Source organism: Iodidimonas gelatinilytica (assembly GCF_008579125.1).
GTDB lineage: Bacteria > Pseudomonadota > Alphaproteobacteria > Sphingomonadales > Rhodothalassiaceae > Iodidimonas > Iodidimonas muriae.
This window is the reverse complement of sequence record NZ_BKCL01000001.1, coordinates 156,566-175,772: the sequence shown is the minus strand read 5'-3', so window position 1 is coordinate 175,772 and position 19,207 is coordinate 156,566. Positions and strand designations below refer to the sequence as shown.

Sequence of the window (19,207 nt, the reverse complement as noted above, 5' to 3'; positions counted from 1 at the left end):
TCCATGAAAATGTTCCATGATAGTGATGTCGACCACACCGCGCTCAAAGGCAAAACCATTGCGATTATCGGTTATGGCAGCCAAGGCCGCGCCCATGCCTGCAATCTCAAAGACAGCGGCCATAAAGTGGTTGTTGGCGTGCGTGAAGGCGGCAAGGGCTGGCAAAGGGCGCGGCAGGATGGCCATGATGTGGCCGAGCCCGCTGATGCGGCAAAAGCGGCGGATCTGATCGCCATTCTCACGCCCGATATGTCCCAAGAAGCGCTGTACCGCGATGTGATTTCCGATGCCTTGCAGCCAGGCGATACCTTGCTGTTCGCCCATGGCTTTTCCATCCATTATGGCCGCATCACCCCACCTGAAGGCATTGATGTTGTAATGATTGCCCCCAAGGCACCGGGCGATCTGGTGCGCCGCGAATATGAACGCGGACGCGGTGTCCCCTGCCTTTTGGCCGTGCATCAAGATGCAACGGGGTCGGCAAAGGCCCGCGCCCTTGCCTATGCACATGGCCTTGGCGGCACCCATGCAGGTGTGCTGGAAACCACATTCCCCGAAGAAACCATCACCGATCTGTTCGGCGAACAGGCGGTTCTGTGCGGCGGCATGAGCGAACTGGTTTTGAAGGGCTTTGAAACCCTGACCGAAGCCGGATACCAGCCGGAAGTGGCCTATTTCGAATGTCTGCATGAACTGAAATTGATCGTTGATCTGATGCAGGAAGGCGGCCTTGCCAAAATGCTCAGCTTCATTTCCGAAACGGCAAAATATGGCGATTTCGTCTCCGGCCCCCGGGTGGTGGACGACAGCACCAAAGAACGCATGAAAGCGGTGCTTACCGATATTGAAAACGGCACCTTTGCCCGCGAATGGATTTTGGAAAATCAAGCGGGCCTGCCGCGCTACAAGGCGATGCAGCAAAAGGATCTGGATCATCCGATCGAGAAAACCGGCAGTGCCTTGCGCGCCCGCATGGCTTGGTTGAACCCTCAACATAACGCAGAAAAACAAGCATCATGACCCACACCGCCTCCGCCCCTTTGGCACCTCCTATGCAGGAAACAGACCGTTTCACGGGTGCGCATATGCTTGTACGCGCTTTGGAAGCGCAAGGGGTGGAGGTGGTTTTCGGCTATCCCGGCGGGGCGATCATGCCGGTTTATGATGCCCTTCCCGGTTCAAAGTTGACCCATATTCTAACCCGCCATGAACAAGGTGCTGCCTTTGCCGCCGATGCGTATGCCCGCGTTACCGGCAAGCCTGGCGTGTGCCTTGCCACATCTGGCCCCGGCGGCACCAATCTGGTCACTGGCCTTGCCAATGCGTGGCTCGACAGCGTGCCGATGGTGGCCATCACCGGCCAGGTTGCGCGGCCCTTGATGGGCACAGATGCCTTTCAAGAAGTGGATATATTCGGCATCACCCTGCCCATCGTAAAACATAGTGTCATTCTGGACGATCCCGCGCAGATCGGCGAAGTGGTGGCGGAAGCCTTTGCCATTGCAGCTTCTGGCCGGCCCGGTCCGGTTTTGATTGATCTGCCAAAGGATGTGGCGGCCAGTGTCGTGGTGCCGGCCAACGCGCCTTATGGAGAGCCGATGCCCCTGCCCCGCGCCGATAAGGATGCCCTTGAGCGCGCGGCCGACATGATCCGCAAGGCCCGGCGACCCCTTGTTTATGCAGGGGGCGGCATTGCTTTGGGAAAGGCCACCACCGCCCTGCGCCGCTTTATTGCCCGCACCTCCATCCCTGTTGTTGCCACCTTGAAAGGCTGGGCGCCCTGCCAACGGATGCGCCGGAATTTCTCGGCATGTTGGGGATGCATGGCAGCAAAGCCGCCAATCTGGCGGTCCAGAATTGCGATCTTCTGATTTGCTGCGGGGCGCGTTTTGATGATCGGGCCACCGGCCGTCTTGAAGGCTTTGCCCCCCATGCACGCATTTTACACATGGATGGAGACTGGACGGAAATCAGCAAGCTCAAGACGGCCGATCACGGGCTTGTGGGGGATCTTGCCCATATGCTGAACAGCCTGCATCCCGGTGCCTTGGCCATCAATGACTGGATCGATGATTGCGCCCAAGACAAAAAAAACCACGCATGGCCCTATGATGCCCCCGGCGAAGGGGTTTATGCCCCTGCGCTTTTAAAAGACTTGTCCCAAGCCGCCGGTGACGATCTGATTGTCACCTGCGATGTGGGACAACATCAGATGTGGGCGGCGCAGCATTGCCGCTTTTCCCGCCCCGAAGCGCATCTGACCTCTGGCGGCCTTGGGGCCATGGGGTATGGCATCCCCGCAGGGATCGGCGCGCTTTATGCCGAACCGGATGCGCAGGTGGTCACCATCACCGGCGATGGCTCTATCATGATGAATCTTCAGGAGCTGGCCACACTCAATCGCTATCACCTGCCCTTGAAGATCGTGCTGCTGGATAATCAGGCGCTGGGCATGGTGCGCCAATGGCAGGAACTGTTTTTCGACGGAAATTACAGCGAGATCGATTTATCGGACAATCCCGATTTCGCCGATCTGGCCCGCGCCTTCGGGCTGGAAGCCTTTACAGTCCGCACGCAAGCATCCGTGCCCGCTGCGATCAAACGCTTGTTGAGCAGCGATGGCCCGACATTGATGCATGTACAAATCGACTCCAAAGCCAATGTGTGGCCGCTTGTGCCGCCCGGCGCCGACAATCACCAAATGATGCAAGAAGAGGTGACCCCATGACCCTGAATATGTTGTTGATGCTCGATCCATCCCACGGGGCACTTCTAAGGGTTCTTGGCACCATCGAGCGACGTGGCTGGGTCGTGCGCGACATGACCATGCGCAGCACCGACTGTGAAGAGCGGGCCGTTCGTATCCTTGCACAGCGCAAAGCCCTCCATGCAGGCTCGGCAGAAACCCTTGTGCGGCATCTTGCCAAATTGATCTGCGTGCGCGAGGTTGCCCAAGAAACACAGACGCAGCCTTTGGCTGCCGCAGCGGTTACGGCCCTTGGCAACCGGACCTCATCGGGAACACAAAGCCAACATTATGCGATCGGAGCGGTACGATGACTGCAAATGACAAGGTTCTGATTTTCGACACCACCTTGCGCGATGGTGAACAGGCTCCGGGTTTTTCCATGGACCATGATCAAAAGCTTCGCATGGCCCGTGCTCTTTCCGAATTGGGGGTGGATATCATCGAAGCCGGATTTCCTGCCGCATCAAAGGGCGATTTCCGTGCAGTCAATGACATCGCACGCCAAACCTCCGGGACAACCATCTGCGGTCTGGCCCGCGCTGTAGAAGGCGATATTCGCGCCACCGCCGAGGCTGTGGCCCCTGCCGCCAAAAAGCGTATCCATACCTTTATCGCCACCAGCCCCATCCACCGCGAACACAAGCTCAATATGGATAAGGCCACCGTTTTGGCCCGTGCCGTTGAAGCGGTGCGTATGGCACGATCATTTGTGGATGATGTGGAGTTCAGCGCCGAAGATGCGCTACGTACCGAGCCTGATTTTCTCATCGAGGTGTTTTCTGCCGTGATCGAGGCGGGTGCGCGCACCATCAATATCCCCGATACGGTGGGCTATGCCACGCCGGAAGATATATATCGGCTGTTTTCCGATCTGCGTCTGAAAGTAAAAGGCGCGGAAAATGTGGTGCTGTCCGCCCATTGCCATGATGATCTGGGCTTGGCTGTCGCCAATTCCCTGGCTGCGGTGCGGGCCGGAGCACGGCAGGTGGAATGTGCCATGAACGGCATTGGTGAACGCGCGGGCAATTGCGCCACCGAAGAAATCATCATGCATTGAAAACCCGTGCCGACAGCTATGCGCTGGGAACCGATATCAACACCAGGAAACTTTATGGCGTATCGAAGCTGCTGTCCGGCCTTACCGGCCATGCGGTGCCGCGCAATAAAGCGATTGTCGGTGAAAATGCCTTTGCCCATGAATCCGGTATTCATCAGGATGGCATCCTGAAGAATGTGGAAACCTACGAGATCATGAAGCCCGAAGATATTGGCGTGCCCAAAAGCCAATTGGTACTGGGCAAGCACAGCGGGCGGCATGCCTTTGCCGAACGCGCCCGCGCCTTGGGCCATGACCTTTCCCCCGACCAGATTGACGAGGCCTTCACAGCCTTCAAAACGCTGGCTGACCGCAAGAAAGTCATCACCAATAGCGATATTGAAGGGCTGATTTTGGGCAAGGAAATGGGCACACAAGGCCCATGGCACTTGAAAACCCTACAAGTTTCTACCGGATCGGGTGACGGAGCCTTGCATATGGCCGCCGTTCATCTGGTCCATGATACAGGCCGCGCCGTACGCGAGGCATCCATGGGCAATGGGCCATTAGATGCCGCCTTCAAAGCCATCAAGCGGGCCACCAAAGCCTCGGCCACTTTGGCGGATTTTTCCGTGCGTTCCATTGGCGCCGGGGCCGACGCGCAAGGCTGGTCAGATGTCCGGCTTGTGCATGACGATGTCTCCGTGCATGGCTCCGGTGTGGATACGGACATCGTCCATGCCGGAGCGAAAGCCTATCTGGATGCCCTCAATCGTTTAATCCGCGAAGCAAAACCCGATCCGAAAACGACCGCGCCCGCCTCATCCGCGCGCGCCCTGTCCGCATAAGGAAGACCATCATGGCCCTCACTCCCACCCGCTTCATATGGAAAAACGGCTCTCTCACCCCTTGGGAGAACGCCACCACCCATATTCTCACCCATGCGCTTCATTATGGCTCCGCTGTGTTCGAGGGCATCCGCTGTTATGAAACCCCCGATGGGCCGCGCGTCTTTCGGTTGGGCGACCATATCACCCGCATGTTCCAATCGGGCCGGGTGTATCATATCGATATCCCCTTCACCCATGAGGAGCTGTCGGCGGCCTGCAAAACCGTTTTGTCCAGCAACGAACTGGCCAGCGCCTATATCCGCCCCATCGCCTATAAGGGCTATGGCTCCATCGGCGTTGTCGGATTGGATAGCCCCATCGATGTGGCCATCGCCGCATTCCCTTGGGGTGCCTATCTGGGCGAAAGCGGTTTGGCAGACGGCATTGATGTGTGCATTGCAAGCTGGCAGCGCATGGCTCCCAACACGGTTCCCACCGGATTGAAGGCTGCGGGCAATTATCTTTCCAGCCAATTGATCTCCATGGAAGCCAAATCGCGCGGCTTTGCCGAAGGTATCGGCCTTGGCACCGATGGATTGGTCAGCGAAGGGGCCGGCGAAAACCTGTTCGTCGTTCATAAGGGCAAGCTTTTCACGCCCCCCGCTGCCGCCTCGATCCTTGCGGGCATCACCCGCGACACCATTATCACCTTGGCGAAAGATCGCGGTATCGAGGTTGTGGAACAGGCCATCCCGCGTGAGATGCTCTATATCTGCGACGAGATGTTCTTCACCGGAACGGCGGCGGAAGTAACGCCTATCCGCTCCATTGACCGCTTTTCCATTGGCAGTGGCGAACGCCCCATCACACGGCAAATCCAAGACGCCTTCTTCGGGTTGTTCAATGGCCAAACCGAAGACCGCTGGGGCTGGTTGGACCCGGTGAAAACCAGCGTTCAACCCGCCTCTGCTGCCATATAGGGTCAGGGTTTCATGTCACATCGTATATTGCTTTTGCCCGGCGACGGTATCGGCCCCGAAGTGGTCGAGGCCGGCTGTCATGTGCTCGACCATCTGGCCACCGCCACCAATTTTGATATTTCCTATGAAACCGGCCTCATTGGCGGTGCCGCCATTGATGCCACAGGCGTGCCCATGCCCGCCCAAACGCTGGAAGCGGCCCGCCGCGCCGATGCTGTGCTTTTGGGGGCTGTGGGAGGGCCGCAATGGCATGGCCTGCCCGGCGACAAACGCCCCGAAGCCGGGCTTTTGGCCCTGCGCGCCGCCTTGGGCGTATTTGCCAATCTACGCCCCATCCGCGTGCGCCCGCAAGCCGTTGAACAGTCCCCCATCAAGCGTGAAATTGCTGAAGGCAGCGACATTTTATTCGTGCGCGAACTGACCGGAGGGCTTTATTTCGGCGACAAAGGCACCGAGGGCGATGCCGCCTATGATGTTTGCCGCTATAGCCGCACCGAAATCGAACGGGTGGTGCGTCTGGCCGCCGATGCGGCATCCAGCCGCCGTGGACGCCTGACATTGGTGGACAAAGCCAATGTGATGGAAACCAGCCGCCTGTGGCGTGCCGTGACGGAAGAGATAATCGCGCAACATTATAAAAATCTGGATCTGGAAATTTTGCTGGTGGATGCCGCCACCATGCATCTTCTTACCCGCCCGCGGGATTTCGATGTGATTGTCACGGAAAATCTGTTTGGCGACATTCTCACCGATGAAGCCAGTGTGTTGACCGGCTCCATCGGGCTGATCCCGTCTGCCTCTCTTGGAGCGACCGGTGCCGGACTTTATGAACCAGTGCATGGCTCGGCCCCCGATATTGCAGGGCAAGGAAAAGCCAATCCCATCGGCATGATCGAAAGCATTGCATGATGCTGGAATCAAGCCTGAACCGCGCACCTGAAGGGCGGCTTTTACGCAAGGCAGTGGGCGATGCGCTGGGACATGCGACCACAGCCGATCTGGGCGGCACGGCCAGCACCATGGACATGGCCCGTGCGGTTACAAAAGCGCTGGATAAGGCTTTTGCTGCCCAATAAGCCCCATTCATCCGGCTTTTCCCTGCTTTTTACCCGTTGATACGAAAGACAGATCATGACCGAGAATGTGCTCGACACCCGATCCGAAGACGACGACAAACCGAAAAAACAGATCAAGCTGGGCATTGCCGGTCTGGGCACGGTGGGCTGCGGCCTGTTGGCCGTTCTGGAGAAAAACGGCGATCTGATCGCCAATCGGTCCGGATGCGAATTTACCATTGGCGCTGTCACCGCGCGGGACAGACAAAGAAAACGCGAGGTGGATATCAGCGCCTATCACTGGTGCGACAATCCGGTGGATATGGCCGACCCCGATAAAGTGGATGTGGTGGTGGAACTGATCGGTGGGTCCGATGGCCCCGCCCTGGCCCTTGCCCGCGCAGCCCTTGGCAAAGGCCTGTCTTTTGTGACGGCCAATAAGGCGATGATCGCCCATCATGGGGCTGAATTGGCAAGTTTGGCAGAGCGCACCGGAGCATCTTTGCGGTTTGAAGCCGCCGTGGCGGGGGGCATCCCCATTGTCAAAACCATAAAGGAAGGGCTGGCGGCCAACCGTATCGACCGCATGCACGGTATCTTGAACGGCACGGGCAATTACATCCTTACCATGATGGAAGAAACCGGGGAAAGTTTCGAGAATGCCTTGGCCAAAGCACAGGCGCTTGGCTATGCGGAAGCCGATCCCAGCTTCGATATCGACGGGGTGGATACGGCGCATAAAATCGCCATTCTCACCAGCCTTGCCTTTGGCACGCCGCCCACCATGAACGATTTGCCCATAGAAGGTATTCGCAATATCAGTGATATCGACATTGCCTATGCCAAAGATCTGGGGTTTCGCATCAAACTGTTGGGCATTTCCCGCCTGACCAAAGAAGGAAAACTCGATCAACGGGTTCATGCCTCGATGGTGGAAGCCTCGGAAGCGCTGGCAAAGGTCAGCGGGGCGTCCAACGCCATTGAAGCCCATGGCGATTTTGTCGGCCCGTGCATGATCGAAGGTTTGGGGGCCGGTGCTGGCCCCACGGCCTCTGCCGTGATGGCGGACCTTATTGAATTGGCGCGGGGAAATACCGGCTCCACCTTTTCTCTGCCTGCGTCCAAACTCGCCCCCCTGCCCCTTTTGGAAAGCGGCGAACGGACAGGCGAATTTTATGTCCGCCTGCGGGTAAGCGATAAAACCGGTGTCATGGCCGACATTGCCTCGGCCCTGCGCGATGAAGGCGTGTCGGTGGAACGCCTGATCCAGCGAACCCGCGCTTCCGATGACAGCGTGCATCTGATCATGACCACCCATGAAACATCAGAATCGCGGATGGCTTCCGTTCTTGAGCGTTTTTCCGGCCTTTCTTCCGTATTGGAAAAGCCATGTATGCTGCGTATCGAACCCATTTGATTGCATCGTCGTGTCCATGAAATGGCCTTTTTTCGGTGCTTGGCTTTTTGAATCAATTCAAACAAGAAGGGGATCTCATATGACCATCGGAAAGACCATGCGCACATTGGCCGGTGCGTTGAGCCTTATCGGTCTGTTGGTTGGTATATCTACTTTCACAGCCCATGCGGCATCGAAAGAGAAAATCGACCGCCGCGTTACCGAGGTCATGAGCAAATTCCGCGAAGATGTGAACGGCGCAGACTCCTTACTTGCCAAAGCATCGGCTGTGCTTGTCTTTCCAAGCATCAAAAAGGCCGGAATTGGCATCGGTGCCGAATATGGCGAGGGGGCGCTTTTGATCGATGGGAAAACGGTGGATTATTATTCCACCGCAGCAGGGTCCATCGGGCTTCAGCTTGGCGGGCAAGTACGCAGCCAGATCCTGTTATTCATGGCGCCAGAAAAACTTGATGCGTTTCGTAAAAGCGATAAATGGGAAGTGGGCGTGGATGGCTCCGTTGCCGTTGCCACGGTGGGGGCTGGCGGCTCCATTGATAGCACCAATATCGATGCGCCGATCCTTGCTTCATCTTCAACAATAAGGGGCTGATGTATAATTTGTCCCTTGAAGGCTCAAAAATGTCGCGTATTGAACGCAATTAAAGCCCTGATTGAACGAAGACCCCATCACACTCATAGAAAGAAGGCGGCTCGACACCGCCTTCTTTTTTATTCCGGTCCTGCCAAAAGCTTTAAGCTGCTTTGATATCCAGCAGGAATTTCTCGATATCCTCTTTGATCGCTTCTGAAACGGCTGAAAGCTCTTTCGACGCCGCTTTCACTTGGTCTGCTGCGGCCCCGGTTTCACGACTTCCTTCCGCAACTGTTCTGATCCGCGCCGTCACATTATGGGTCAATTGGGCCGCCCGCTGGGCACCAGTGGAAATATCAGCTGTCGCAGCATTTTGCTGCTCCGCCGCCGAAGCAATTTCCACAGCAATCGCCCCCATTTCATCAATGGATTTGGCAATTTTACTAATGGCCAAAACTGCGCCATCTATCGCCGCGCGCATACCACGAATCTGGCCTGCAATATCTTCCGTTGCACTGCCGGTCTGTTTTGCCAGATTTTTCACCTCGCTGGCGACCACGGCAAAGCCTTTTCCGGCCTCACCGGCCCGTGCGGCTTCAATAGTGGCATTCAACGCCAGAAGATTGGTCTGTTCGGAAATTCCAACAATGAACGAAAGGACTTCATCAATCTTTTCGGCACTGGCATTCAATTCCTGCACAGATACATCCGAGCGATTGCTTTCCTCTACAGCATTATCTGCCGCTTGTTTAGCGCGATCGACCTGGCGAACGATTTCATTGATGGACGCACTCAGTTCTTCCGTGGCGGCAGCCACCGTCTGTACCGTAGATGATGTTTCTTCAGAGTTGTTCGCAACTTCTGCACTATCGCGATTTGAAACGGATGCCGTATCGACAAGGGTGTCAGCTGTGGAATCCAGCTCTGTCGAAGCAGATGCCAAGGTATTTAAAATACTGGCAATTTTAGATTCGAAGCCGGAAATCAAGCTCTCGATCCTTTGGGTTCTCGCCATCCGTGCCTCGTTTTCAGCGCGTTCGCGGGCCAGCTCCTTCTCTGCAGCCTCCCTTTCCGTCGCCTCACGGGCCAATCGGTCCTGCTCTTGGCGTTCGGCGGCTTCTTTCGCCTCCTGATCAAGCCGTTCCTTTTCGATGGCATTTTCCCGAAACACCTCAACGGCCCGCGCCATTTGACCGATTTCGTCTTTCTGGTCTGCACGCGGGACTGTCACATCTTTATTGCCATTGGCCAGTTCATGCATCACCGAAGTCATCTGACCAATCGGGCGCACGACCCGACGCAAAATAAGGAACATGCCCCCGCCAGAGACAAACAATGTTGCAATCGCCAGAAAAAGGGCCGTCAAAAACCGCCATGTGCTGGTTCTCTCAAATTCTTGAGCATAAGCTTCTGTTATGGAAGCAGCCTCGCCGGAAATCGCAAGCAAGGTGTCAATTGCATCCGTGGATTGCTTAATCCATTGATCCCCTGAAAGCGAATAAGGCCGTCCCGATATACCCGCTTCATAAACAGATGAGCGCACATCATGAAAGCGATCGAAGAAATGTTCCTTCGCATTTTCCACTGAGGCGCCTAGATCATCCGTTGCGAAATCGTTCTGCGTTAATGTTTGTACCTGCTCCCATGCAAGCTCCACCTGACCACGATAACGTTCCAGAATTTGCAATTCCTCAAATTCGATCGGGGAATTTCTTGCTAAATGTGCGCCAATCATTGCACGTTCACGCCCGGCATACTCGCCCATGATCCATGAAAAATGCCGCAAGGCCAGTAAATTGGAAAGGGTTTCAGCGTCGGAGATTTTTCGATTGACCTCAAACCCCAAATCCTTACTGCTTGCGATCAATGCTATCATCGTAGGAACCCATCTTTCTCCTACACTCGCATCGCGGCGATCCGCTTCCTGCTGAATTTGATAATCGGCACGGTTACGCAAGCTTTCCACAGATCGAAAAGCAAGCGCAATATTTGAAAGCGCAGTCTTATGGCCTTCCATATCCAGTTTGGACACTGCATCTATCGCCGCCATATAAGCCGCATCCGCCGTTTTACGGCGTGCATCGATAATTGCTGTACGTTCAGGAGTAATCGGACTATCGCTGCCGAACGCCGTATTCACGACGCTACGCTCCACCGCCCAATTTTGCGCAGCAATCAGCAAATTCTGACCGATGCGATTAATAGAGAGATACTCATTTGCCCGTTGCTTATCACGCCAGGCAGACGACAGGTCCGTACCTGCCAAGACAATCAACCCACATGATAGAAGAGCAACGAGTGCAATCAGGATGGTCTTAACCGAAATACTCATATTCAACTACCCTAAATAACGCTCCCATCCTCGGCGTTATCCCTATAGCAATATATATTAATAAACAATAAATATTGTAATAATTCATTTTATAACACTTAAAGGCGAGTGAAAAAGAAAAAGGCGGCCGAAGCCGCCTTCTTATCACTGAGCTGATCTTTCAGATCAGAATTGGTAGCGCACACCGAACTGAATGGCCCAAAGCGAGCTGTTCACATCAATGTCATTGTTCAGACCCGGATCGAAATCACGGAAAACGAACTGCGAACCATCATCGCTCAAGCCCACACCAAGAATGGGAACACCTTCACCCACATTGCCTCGGTCGAACCGGCGCGACACATTCGAGCCACTGTCGATGAGGTTCAGGAAGTTTTCGATGTCGACAAAGACTTCGAAGCTGTCATTCCCGAAGAAGCCAGGCAGATCTTGCGAGAAGCGGATATCCATATCCTTGATCCAAGGATCGCGGAACTGGTTACGCGGTGCAATCTCACCGGCAAACTTGCTCAAGCCGCTGGTTGCGATCAGATCAAACAAGGCTTGCTGATCTTCGGCGCTCAACTGGCTCAAATCCACGCGGGGATCATTGGGGCCGGTTGGCACATAGAAAAGATGCCGTGCTTCATCATCGCTATCACCAAAGACTTCATCTGCATCAGCATCGAACACATAGCTGAAGGCTCGGCCCGACCGGGCACTGAAGAACATGGAGAAGGTACTCTGCAATCCTTCAAAGAACTCTTCAGTCACGCTCGCCGCAACCGTAATATTATGCTTGTTGGCGAATTGCGATGGCCCCAAAGGTGGTTGGTTGATGACACTGACCGCGACTTCTTCAAAGTTGGAAGAGGCCGTAGAGCTGGTGGACGGGTTCACTTCCGACGCATCTGTATAAGCATAACCGAACGTCAGGTTAACCGAACCAGGTACGTTGAACATGTCATGCTCGAACAGCTTGGACAGAATGACAGACGCTGTGGTTGAGCTGCCGTCTTTACCATCCACATTGGTGAGAACGATATCTTCATCATCGCCACCAGACGCACAAGCCGCCAGATCGACATTGGAGAAGCCACCCCGAAGATCGCCATTGAACGTGGCATTACAGCCGGGCAGAAGCGGATTGATCGGGCTGAAGATCGGGCGGCCATCCGGTGCCAATTCGCCTGTCGGTGTCAGCGCCAGATTCACGAAATCCGGTGCATTGCGACGCTTGCTGTAGATCAGGTCAAACTGGAGATTCCAGTCGTCAAAGAACCCGCCTGCCACATTATCAAAGTCCGTATAATGCGAAAAGCCAGCATTGAAACGAACCAGCGACGGAATGCTGAAATCAGGGTCAACCGCATTCACAGTACCATTATTGCCCGTTGCCTGAGCAATCTGGTCTTGCGTGATACAATTTGGAACACCCGTGAAATTACCATTGGCATCAAGAACTTGAAGGTCCGCATCCGTACAACTTGGTGACGTTCCAAATCGCGTATTAACCGTACCGATGGCACCGCCGAAATTCTGGAAGTTATTGGCGAACCACACGGTCGGATCACCGCCGGAGAAGATACCAACACCACCGCGGAATTGCGTATCACCCCAAAGGGTTTCACCGGCATCATAGCTAAAGCCAAAGCGTGGCTGCAAGATATCAAGCCCGTTGAAAGCCTGCGTATTATCGAAGCCGAACTTTTCTTCAAACTTTGGATTGCGCAGCGGACGATCGCTGGAAGCATACCAATCGTAGCGCAGCCCGAATTGAAGTGTAAGACCGTTCAGCGCTTCCCATTCATCCTGAACATAAAGCGTGTGAATGGAACGGCTGAATTCCGCCGCCGCATCATTGATATCGCCGGTAAAGGAACCGCTCCCTGAAATATTGCGGGCAATTCCGGCTTGGAAATTTTCAAGGCCATCGAAGGTAATTGTTCCCGTTGCATCCTGTGCAAACAGGTTGAACACATCCAGCTGATCCAGTTCATAGCCAGCGGTGAAATAATGATCTCCCCACAGATAATTGGCTTTGAACTTCAATTGGTCCGTTTGAACTTTCAGATCATTGGCAGAGCGGCTGAAACCGGGGCCACTAACGATGGACCCGCTTGCCCCATTGGCAGGATTGACCACATTGAGAATTTCAATACGCGGAATGGGATTTGCATCTTGTGCTTCCCCGCCACCGACCGGGCCTTGGATATCGGTGATATCAATGCGCGATGCCCGGATTTCCGTTGAGAAATTGTCCGTCCAGTTGGAGAACACCCGAGCCGAATAGGATTCCGTTTCCGACCCTTCAATTTCAAAATTGTCGAGGAAGGTGAAATCCGTAAACCGGGTGAAGGCATCATCGGGATCCTGACGCTCTTCCCGCAAACGGGAATAGGTAAAGGAAGCGCGATGATCATCTGTGATTTGCCAATCCAAGCGGCCAAGAATACGGCGGCTTTCATCAGGAAGATTGCGGGCAACGCCCAACGTATCGCGATCGTAAACGGTTTCAAGCGTATTGGCGATGCTATCGGCCATTGCTTCGGTCAGGAAATCCAGTTCCTGCGCAAAGCCCGCACCGGACGGGCCGGTATCAACGATCACGCCGCCATCTTGCACTTCTTCATAGGCACCGAAGAACCACAGCTTGTCTTTGATGATCGGTCCACCAAGCGTTGCGCCCCAGTTCCAATCGCGGAAACCACCCTCACGAGCCTGTCGCCCATCAATTTTGGAACCGGTCAAACCGCCGGAGTTGAACACGCCAAAGGCAGAGCCGTGGAATTCATTATCACCGGATTTGGTCACCACATTGATGTTACAGCCGGTAAAGGAGCCATATTCCACATCGAAAGGTGCGAACTCAACGGCCGTTTCCCGAACGGCGTCGAAGGGAATTGGCATATTGTTACGGCTGGGGAAGCCCGAGGCATTCAAGCCAAAGCTATCAGAGGTCCGCACACCATCAATGGTGAAGCTGTTGAAGCGGTTATTGCCGCCAAGACAGCTGATGCTGTCATTATTGCCGCCATCAATAGTGACGCGCGGATCGATGCGGATCATATCGCGGATATCGCGGTCGATGGACGGGAAGTTTTCAAGCGTATCAAGCCCGAATGCAGCGCTCGGACCCAAGGCCAATTGCGTCACAACAGAGGCCGCGGCCGTAATCACGATCTCTTCGATATCGCCGGAGCTCAGCTGAATATTCAGATTGGCGGCAGAAGACAGGCTGATAAACACGCCCTCGATCTGTTCCGTTTGATAGCGGTCGGATTCGATCAGAACCGTGTAAGGACCACCCACTTCCAATCCGGAGAAGGAAAAACGCCCTTGCCCCGCCGTGGTGCCGGTCGCTGACCGCCCGGTGCGCGTATTGGTGATGGTGACACGCGCGCCAGATACGGCGTCACCATTTGGCGATGTGACCGCACCTTGAATGGCAGAGGTCGTTTGCTGCGCCTCCACCTGTTGCACGACCATCATGGCCGGCACTGAGGACGTGAGCAAAAGCAAAGCCTTTGCCGCCCCCATATAGTTTTTCCTGAACCCGTTCATTTGGACGTTTTCCTCCTGCTTGATACGTCGTGTCGTGAGAACTTTTACGAACGAACACGAAATGTCCCCGTGGCCGATGAATGGACCATGCGCAGATTTTTTTTACAGATCCATGACATGCCAACATTCCGATCTAACGGCTGCATTATTTTTATAACCGTTTGGGCAACCTATCGTCTAACTATCCCCACATACAACGACTTTTCTATGCCTCTTATTACCGGCACGCGCCCTATTTGATGGCGATGCAAGACAACATTTTCGCGAAAAATGGCGTGAAAATAAACCAGATGGAAAACAAAAAAGCATTTTTTTGTTGTTTTATAGAATGTTACAAACCCTATATCCTCTCGTTTTAGAAAAATGTGGCGCAACGGGCCTTTTCATTGAAATCGGTTTCATTTTCTTGAGCCTCCCACCCCAGACATCGCAATTTCTCAGCATCTGTTGCCAAATTCCCACAGTCATGGATAGGCTCGAAACCACCGCCCCTCCCCACCGGAACCCGGCCAAAAACCGCCAATAAATGAGCCAAAAACACAAAAGAAGACCCGGCCCTTTATAAAAAAGGCCGGGCCGTTGATTCGTCACCCCTGACGGGGGCTATGCAGAAGTGCTCAGAAGCGCTTGGAGAATTTCACCCCGAATTCGCTGCGATCATTATTGCGGATAATCTCGGTGAAACCGGAAAATGCCTGGTCCAGACGGCCCACATCATATTGTTCATTGAATACATTGTCGCCGTAGATGGTGGCTGACCAGTTGTTCGCCGCATTTTCATAGCGGATTGAGAAATTCACCAGATCGCGAGCATCCAGCTTGTTCTGTTCATTATTGACCGACTGGCCGAACATGGAACTGCGATAGGAATAATCAGCCCGCATGGTGATCAAATCGCCATTGCCCATGAAATACTGATATTGCGGCCCAACATTCACAGTCCATTCCGGTGTCAGGGACGGTGTATCGCCCACAGCCACGCCAACGGTGCCCGGCTCGATGCGTTTGATTTCACTATCCAGATAGCCCACCGAGGTCTGAAGGCTGAAACCGCCGAACTGCAAGGTATTCTCGAACTCGAACCCCAACGCTTCCGACTTCCCGGCATTGGCGGTGATGGTCACGAAGCCGGCAGGGGATGGGCTGGAGAACGGCAAGGCCAAATCGGTATATTCAGTAAAGAACACCGCGACAGAAGACTGCATGAAATCGAACGGACGGCCCTTGAAACCCAGTTCATGATTGCGGGCAATCGTGGGATCGAAATCCACAAAAGTATTCGGACCACCGAACGGACGCGGCGGGAAGCCACCACTTTGATAGCCTTTCGATTCCGCATAATAAACATTCAGATTATCGGTCAGATCAAAGGTTGCGGATGCATCCCAAGTGACCTCGTTCCAGTTTTCCGAACGGAACACACGCTGCGCCGATCCCGGATTGCCATCGCCCGTTCCATCGGGGGCCGGCAAGAACCATGGGAAGTTGGTGAACAGGGCATCGGCACTCTTTTTATCATAGGTATAGCGAATACCACCGGCCAGTTTCAGCCGATCTGTAACCTGATAGCCCACATGGGCAAACCCGGCATAGCTGTTGGTTGTCTGGTTGATGTCAAAGGTATCGCCCGGCGTGATGAAGGTATTGGGGCCGGAGAAAGTGTCCCCTTCCTCGCGGAAATAATAAAACGCCGTCACGAAATCGAACTTGCCATATTCGCCGTTCAACTGGGCTTCAAAGGAGAACTGGTCCGCCTCGCCTTCTTCGGGGAAGGATTGGAAATCCTGGAAGGCGGTTTCATCGTCCAGGCCGCCCGTATAATCCGAATAACGATAGCTGCCCAAAATCTTGAAGCTGAGATTGTCATCAATAAGGAAATCAGCCGTCAAAGAAGTGCCGAACCCCGAATTGGACTGATTGAGCAGATTGCCCTCGGCGGTGTTGGTATCATCGGGATCGGCCGTAATATCGCCAGCGCTGATGGGGCCACCGGGCAGATCAACAGCCGGACCGATGGGATCGGTAAAGAAGCCAAGGCCGGTTTCCGCGAACACGCCGGGACGATCAAGGCCGGGAATGATTTCCGCTGTGGAGGGTGATTGTCCATTTTCCCCCTGAACCGCATCGGCAGTCCACATCAAAGACAGGCGGTCGCTGGCTTTCCAGTCGATCGCCACGCGCCCCGATGCCTCGAACAATTCGCCGATTTCCCGCGTCGGCTCAACGATATTGAGCGCTTTGCCAAATCCGTCACGCCGGGTGATATTCCCGGTCACCGACATGCCAGATTGTCTGCCAATTTGAAGTTTCCATAGAAATTACCAGCAACACGGGCACGCGTACCGGCCTGGATTTCAAACTGGAAGGTTTCTTCATCACCCGGTTTCTTGGTGATGATATTCACCGCACCACCGATGGTGTTCCGGCCATAAAGCGTGCCTTGCGGACCGCGCAAAACCTCGATGCGTTCCACATTGGTGAGGTTAAGATTGGCGCCCATCTGGCGGCCAAGATACACCCCGTCCACATATACGCCAACGCCCGGATCGGTGGTGATGATATGATCTTGCAAGCCAATGCCGCGAATGAAAATAGCCGCATGGGCGGGATTGCCGACCCCGAAGCGGGTGACGTTCAAATTGGGAACGGCGCGGTCGATATCCGACACGCTGTCAAGGCCGCGCATGGCCATTTCGTCGCCGGAAAGAGCCGTGATGGCCATGGGCGTCGAATATACCCCTTCCGACCGGCGCTGCGCCGTCACGACAATTTCTTCCAAGGTAAAGACCTTCGGCGCGTCGGACGCCTGATCGTCCTGGGCCATGGCCCCGCCTGTAAAGGCCAGACTGGCAACGGACAGGCTGGCGGATGCAACCGATCCCAATAGCGCGCTGCGCAAGGCATGCCGCGAAACAACTGTCTTCATAGCGTTTTCTCCCATGAATTGTTTTGGCGGCATTCGCAATTTGACTGGTGCAAAATAATCACGCGCCGCAGCCCTGATAGACTTCCCGGATGGACCGTAATGTTTCTTTATCTTTCAGCAATAATTTTATCAAGAAGCAAAAGGTATACCGCAAAGACGACCATGCGCAATCGCTCCGGCATGAAAAGATCCCCCGGCCCCGAAAGCGTGAGACTGGCAATGCTCTTGCGTAATTTTCTGATCAAATGGCCAAAAATTTCTTGAATAGGCCAAAAACTTGTTCAATGCTGTATCCATGGCTTCGAAAGCATGGGTCCATAAGACAATGGCAATCCATAATGGATCGTCGAAAAAGCAATCCGCCCTTGCCCACTGTTCGCCCCAAAGCCGTCGAGGAAAGAGCATGACTGCCAGTAGACCGAACCGCCCATCTTCCCCATCACGCGCGGAAAAGATCGACGCAGCATTCCGTGATCTTCATCCCGCATTGACTTCCGGTGCGGCTGTCACCGAAGCCAGTCGCTGCCTTTATTGTTATGATGCGCCGTGCATCCGCGCCTGCCCCACAGGGATCGATATTCCCACCTTCATCCACCAGATCCGGTCAGGCAATCTGGAAGGTTCTGCGCAAACCATCCTTTCTGAAAACATCATGGGCGGCACCTGCGCCCGCGCCTGCCCCACAGAAGTGCTATGCGAAGAAGCCTGCGTGCTGAACAAAGGGGAAGACAAACCCATCCAGATCGGTGATCTGCAACGCCATGCCGTTGATCATCTGATTGAACAGACCCATGCCGGCGCACCCCATCCCTTTCAACGCGCCGCTGCCACCGGACGATCCATTGCAGTGGTGGGGGCAGGCCCTGCAGGTCTTGCCTTCGCGCATCGGGCGGCCATGCTGGGCCATGATATCACCATTTATGAATCGCGCCTCAAGCCCGGCGGATTGAATGAATATGGGCTGGCGGAATATAAAATGGTGGATGATTTCGCCCAGCGCGAAGTTGCATTTCTGTTGGGCATCGGCGGCATCAAAATTCGGTATGGCCGGGCTTTGGGTGAAGATATCCAGCTTGAAGCCCTGCGTCAGGCCTATGACGTAGTATTTATCGGCATTGGCCTTGGGGGCGCGGCCCGGCTTGCTATCGCCGGCGAAGAACTGGAAGGCGTGGAAGATGCGCTGAGCTTCATTGAAACCCTGCGCCAGACAAAACCGAAATCCAAAGTCTCCGTGGGCCGCACGGTGGTGGTCATCGGCGGCGGCAATACCGCCATTGATGCTGCCATTCAGGCGAAAAAACTTGGGGCAGAAAGTGTTACCCTTGTTTATCGGCGCGGCGAAGATGCCATGAGCGCCACCGGTTTTGAACGCAATCTTGCCCGGCTCAATGATGTGCAGATCCGGCTCTGGTCGCGTCCCAGTGCCATTGAAGGCAATGACCGGGTGGAAAGCATCGTATTTGAAAAAACCACCCTCAATGGCGGACGCCTGCAAGGCACCGGCGAAGTCTACCGTTTGCCCGCCGATCATGTGCTGAAAGCCATCGGCCAGAAATTGCGCCCCATGGGACTTGATGGGCTGGCGGCAGAAAACGGCAAAATTCAAATCGGGCCTGATTATCGCACATCCCTTGACGGCGTCTATGCGGGTGGAGACTGTGTTTCAACGGGCGAAGATCTCACGGTGCAAGCCGTTGAAGATGGAAAGCGCGCCGCCGAAGCCGTTCATCAGGCTTTGGCCGCACAATCAGTGGAAAGGGTCTGA

Annotated in this window: 14 protein-coding genes and 1 pseudogene; 11 read left to right on the top strand and 4 right to left on the bottom strand. The window is 54.7% G+C overall.

Translation table 11 applies throughout. From position 1 onward, the window contains the following. The first annotated feature begins 3 nt into the window (after window positions 1–3). From ilvC to JCM17844_RS00715, 10 genes and pseudogenes are all read left to right on the top strand, one after another. The gene (ilvC, locus tag JCM17844_RS00750; protein WP_149999224.1) at window positions 4–1,020 is read left to right on the top strand and encodes a ketol-acid reductoisomerase; all 1,017 of its coding nucleotides are present in this window, start codon (window positions 4–6) and stop codon (window positions 1,018–1,020) included. After that, window positions 1,017–2,728 (top strand): annotated as a pseudogene (ilvG, locus tag JCM17844_RS00745) (acetolactate synthase 2 catalytic subunit). The gene ilvC and the pseudogene ilvG overlap by 4 nt, the downstream one beginning before the upstream one ends. Continuing rightward, the gene (locus JCM17844_RS00740) at window positions 2,725–3,060 is read left to right on the top strand and encodes an ACT domain-containing protein (protein ID WP_149999223.1); all 336 of its coding nucleotides are present in this window, start codon (window positions 2,725–2,727) and stop codon (window positions 3,058–3,060) included. The pseudogene ilvG and the gene JCM17844_RS00740 overlap by 4 nt, the downstream one beginning before the upstream one ends. Beyond that, window positions 3,057–3,806, top strand: a complete 750-nt coding sequence (locus tag JCM17844_RS13960; protein ID WP_210431072.1) for a hydroxymethylglutaryl-CoA lyase-like TIM-barrel protein — start codon at window positions 3,057–3,059, stop codon at window positions 3,804–3,806. The genes JCM17844_RS00740 and JCM17844_RS13960 overlap by 4 nt, the downstream gene beginning before the upstream one ends. After that, a complete protein-coding gene (locus tag JCM17844_RS13955; protein WP_210431071.1) occupies window positions 3,803–4,633 on the top strand; it encodes a homocitrate synthase/isopropylmalate synthase family protein in 831 nt (276 codons plus the stop codon). Before JCM17844_RS13960 ends, JCM17844_RS13955 begins: the two co-directional genes overlap by 4 nt. Further along, a complete protein-coding gene (locus tag JCM17844_RS00730) occupies window positions 4,630–5,595 on the top strand; it encodes a branched-chain amino acid transaminase (protein WP_371863772.1) in 966 nt (321 codons plus the stop codon). Before JCM17844_RS13955 ends, JCM17844_RS00730 begins: the two co-directional genes overlap by 4 nt. 12 nt (window positions 5,596–5,607) lie before the next feature. Further along, complete coding sequence (leuB, locus tag JCM17844_RS00725) at window positions 5,608–6,504, top strand: 3-isopropylmalate dehydrogenase (protein ID WP_149999221.1); 897 nt, start codon at window positions 5,608–5,610, stop codon at window positions 6,502–6,504. Then, window positions 6,501–6,671, top strand: coding sequence for a hypothetical protein (locus JCM17844_RS13950; protein ID WP_210431070.1), 171 nt, complete (start codon window positions 6,501–6,503; stop codon window positions 6,669–6,671). Before leuB ends, JCM17844_RS13950 begins: the two co-directional genes overlap by 4 nt. 55 nt (window positions 6,672–6,726) lie before the next feature. Continuing rightward, window positions 6,727–8,067, top strand: coding sequence for a homoserine dehydrogenase (locus JCM17844_RS00720; RefSeq protein ID WP_149999220.1), 1,341 nt, complete (start codon window positions 6,727–6,729; stop codon window positions 8,065–8,067). 79 nt (window positions 8,068–8,146) lie between these two features. After that, window positions 8,147–8,659 carry a lipid-binding SYLF domain-containing protein gene (locus tag JCM17844_RS00715; RefSeq protein WP_210431069.1) on the top strand — a complete coding sequence of 171 codons (513 nt, stop codon included), beginning with the start codon at window positions 8,147–8,149 and terminating at the stop codon, window positions 8,657–8,659. Window positions 8,660–8,801: 142 nt separating this feature from the next. On the opposite strand, the gene JCM17844_RS00710 is transcribed toward JCM17844_RS00715, so the two are convergent. The 4 genes from JCM17844_RS00710 to JCM17844_RS13945 form a co-directional block, all read right to left on the bottom strand. Beyond that, complete coding sequence (locus JCM17844_RS00710) at window positions 8,802–10,973, bottom strand: methyl-accepting chemotaxis protein (RefSeq protein WP_149999219.1); 2,172 nt, start codon at window positions 10,971–10,973, stop codon at window positions 8,802–8,804. Window positions 10,974–11,138: 165 nt separating this feature from the next. Continuing rightward, window positions 11,139–14,516 carry a TonB-dependent receptor gene (locus JCM17844_RS00705; protein ID WP_149999218.1) on the bottom strand — a complete coding sequence of 1,126 codons (3,378 nt, stop codon included), beginning with the start codon at window positions 14,514–14,516 and terminating at the stop codon, window positions 11,139–11,141. 617 nt (window positions 14,517–15,133) lie between these two features. Continuing rightward, complete coding sequence (locus JCM17844_RS00700; protein WP_210431068.1) at window positions 15,134–16,798, bottom strand: TonB-dependent receptor; 1,665 nt, start codon at window positions 16,796–16,798, stop codon at window positions 15,134–15,136. Then, window positions 16,789–17,442 (bottom strand): TonB-dependent receptor, encoded by a 654-nt coding sequence (locus JCM17844_RS13945; protein ID WP_210431067.1) that lies wholly within the window; start codon window positions 17,440–17,442, stop codon window positions 16,789–16,791. Before JCM17844_RS13945 ends, JCM17844_RS00700 begins: the two co-directional genes overlap by 10 nt. Window positions 17,443–17,845: 403 nt before the next feature. On the opposite strand from JCM17844_RS13945, the gene JCM17844_RS00695 reads away from it, so the two are divergent. Continuing rightward, on the top strand, window positions 17,846–19,207 hold the full coding sequence (locus tag JCM17844_RS00695; RefSeq protein WP_149999217.1) for an NAD(P)-dependent oxidoreductase: 1,362 nt from the start codon (window positions 17,846–17,848) through the stop codon (window positions 19,205–19,207).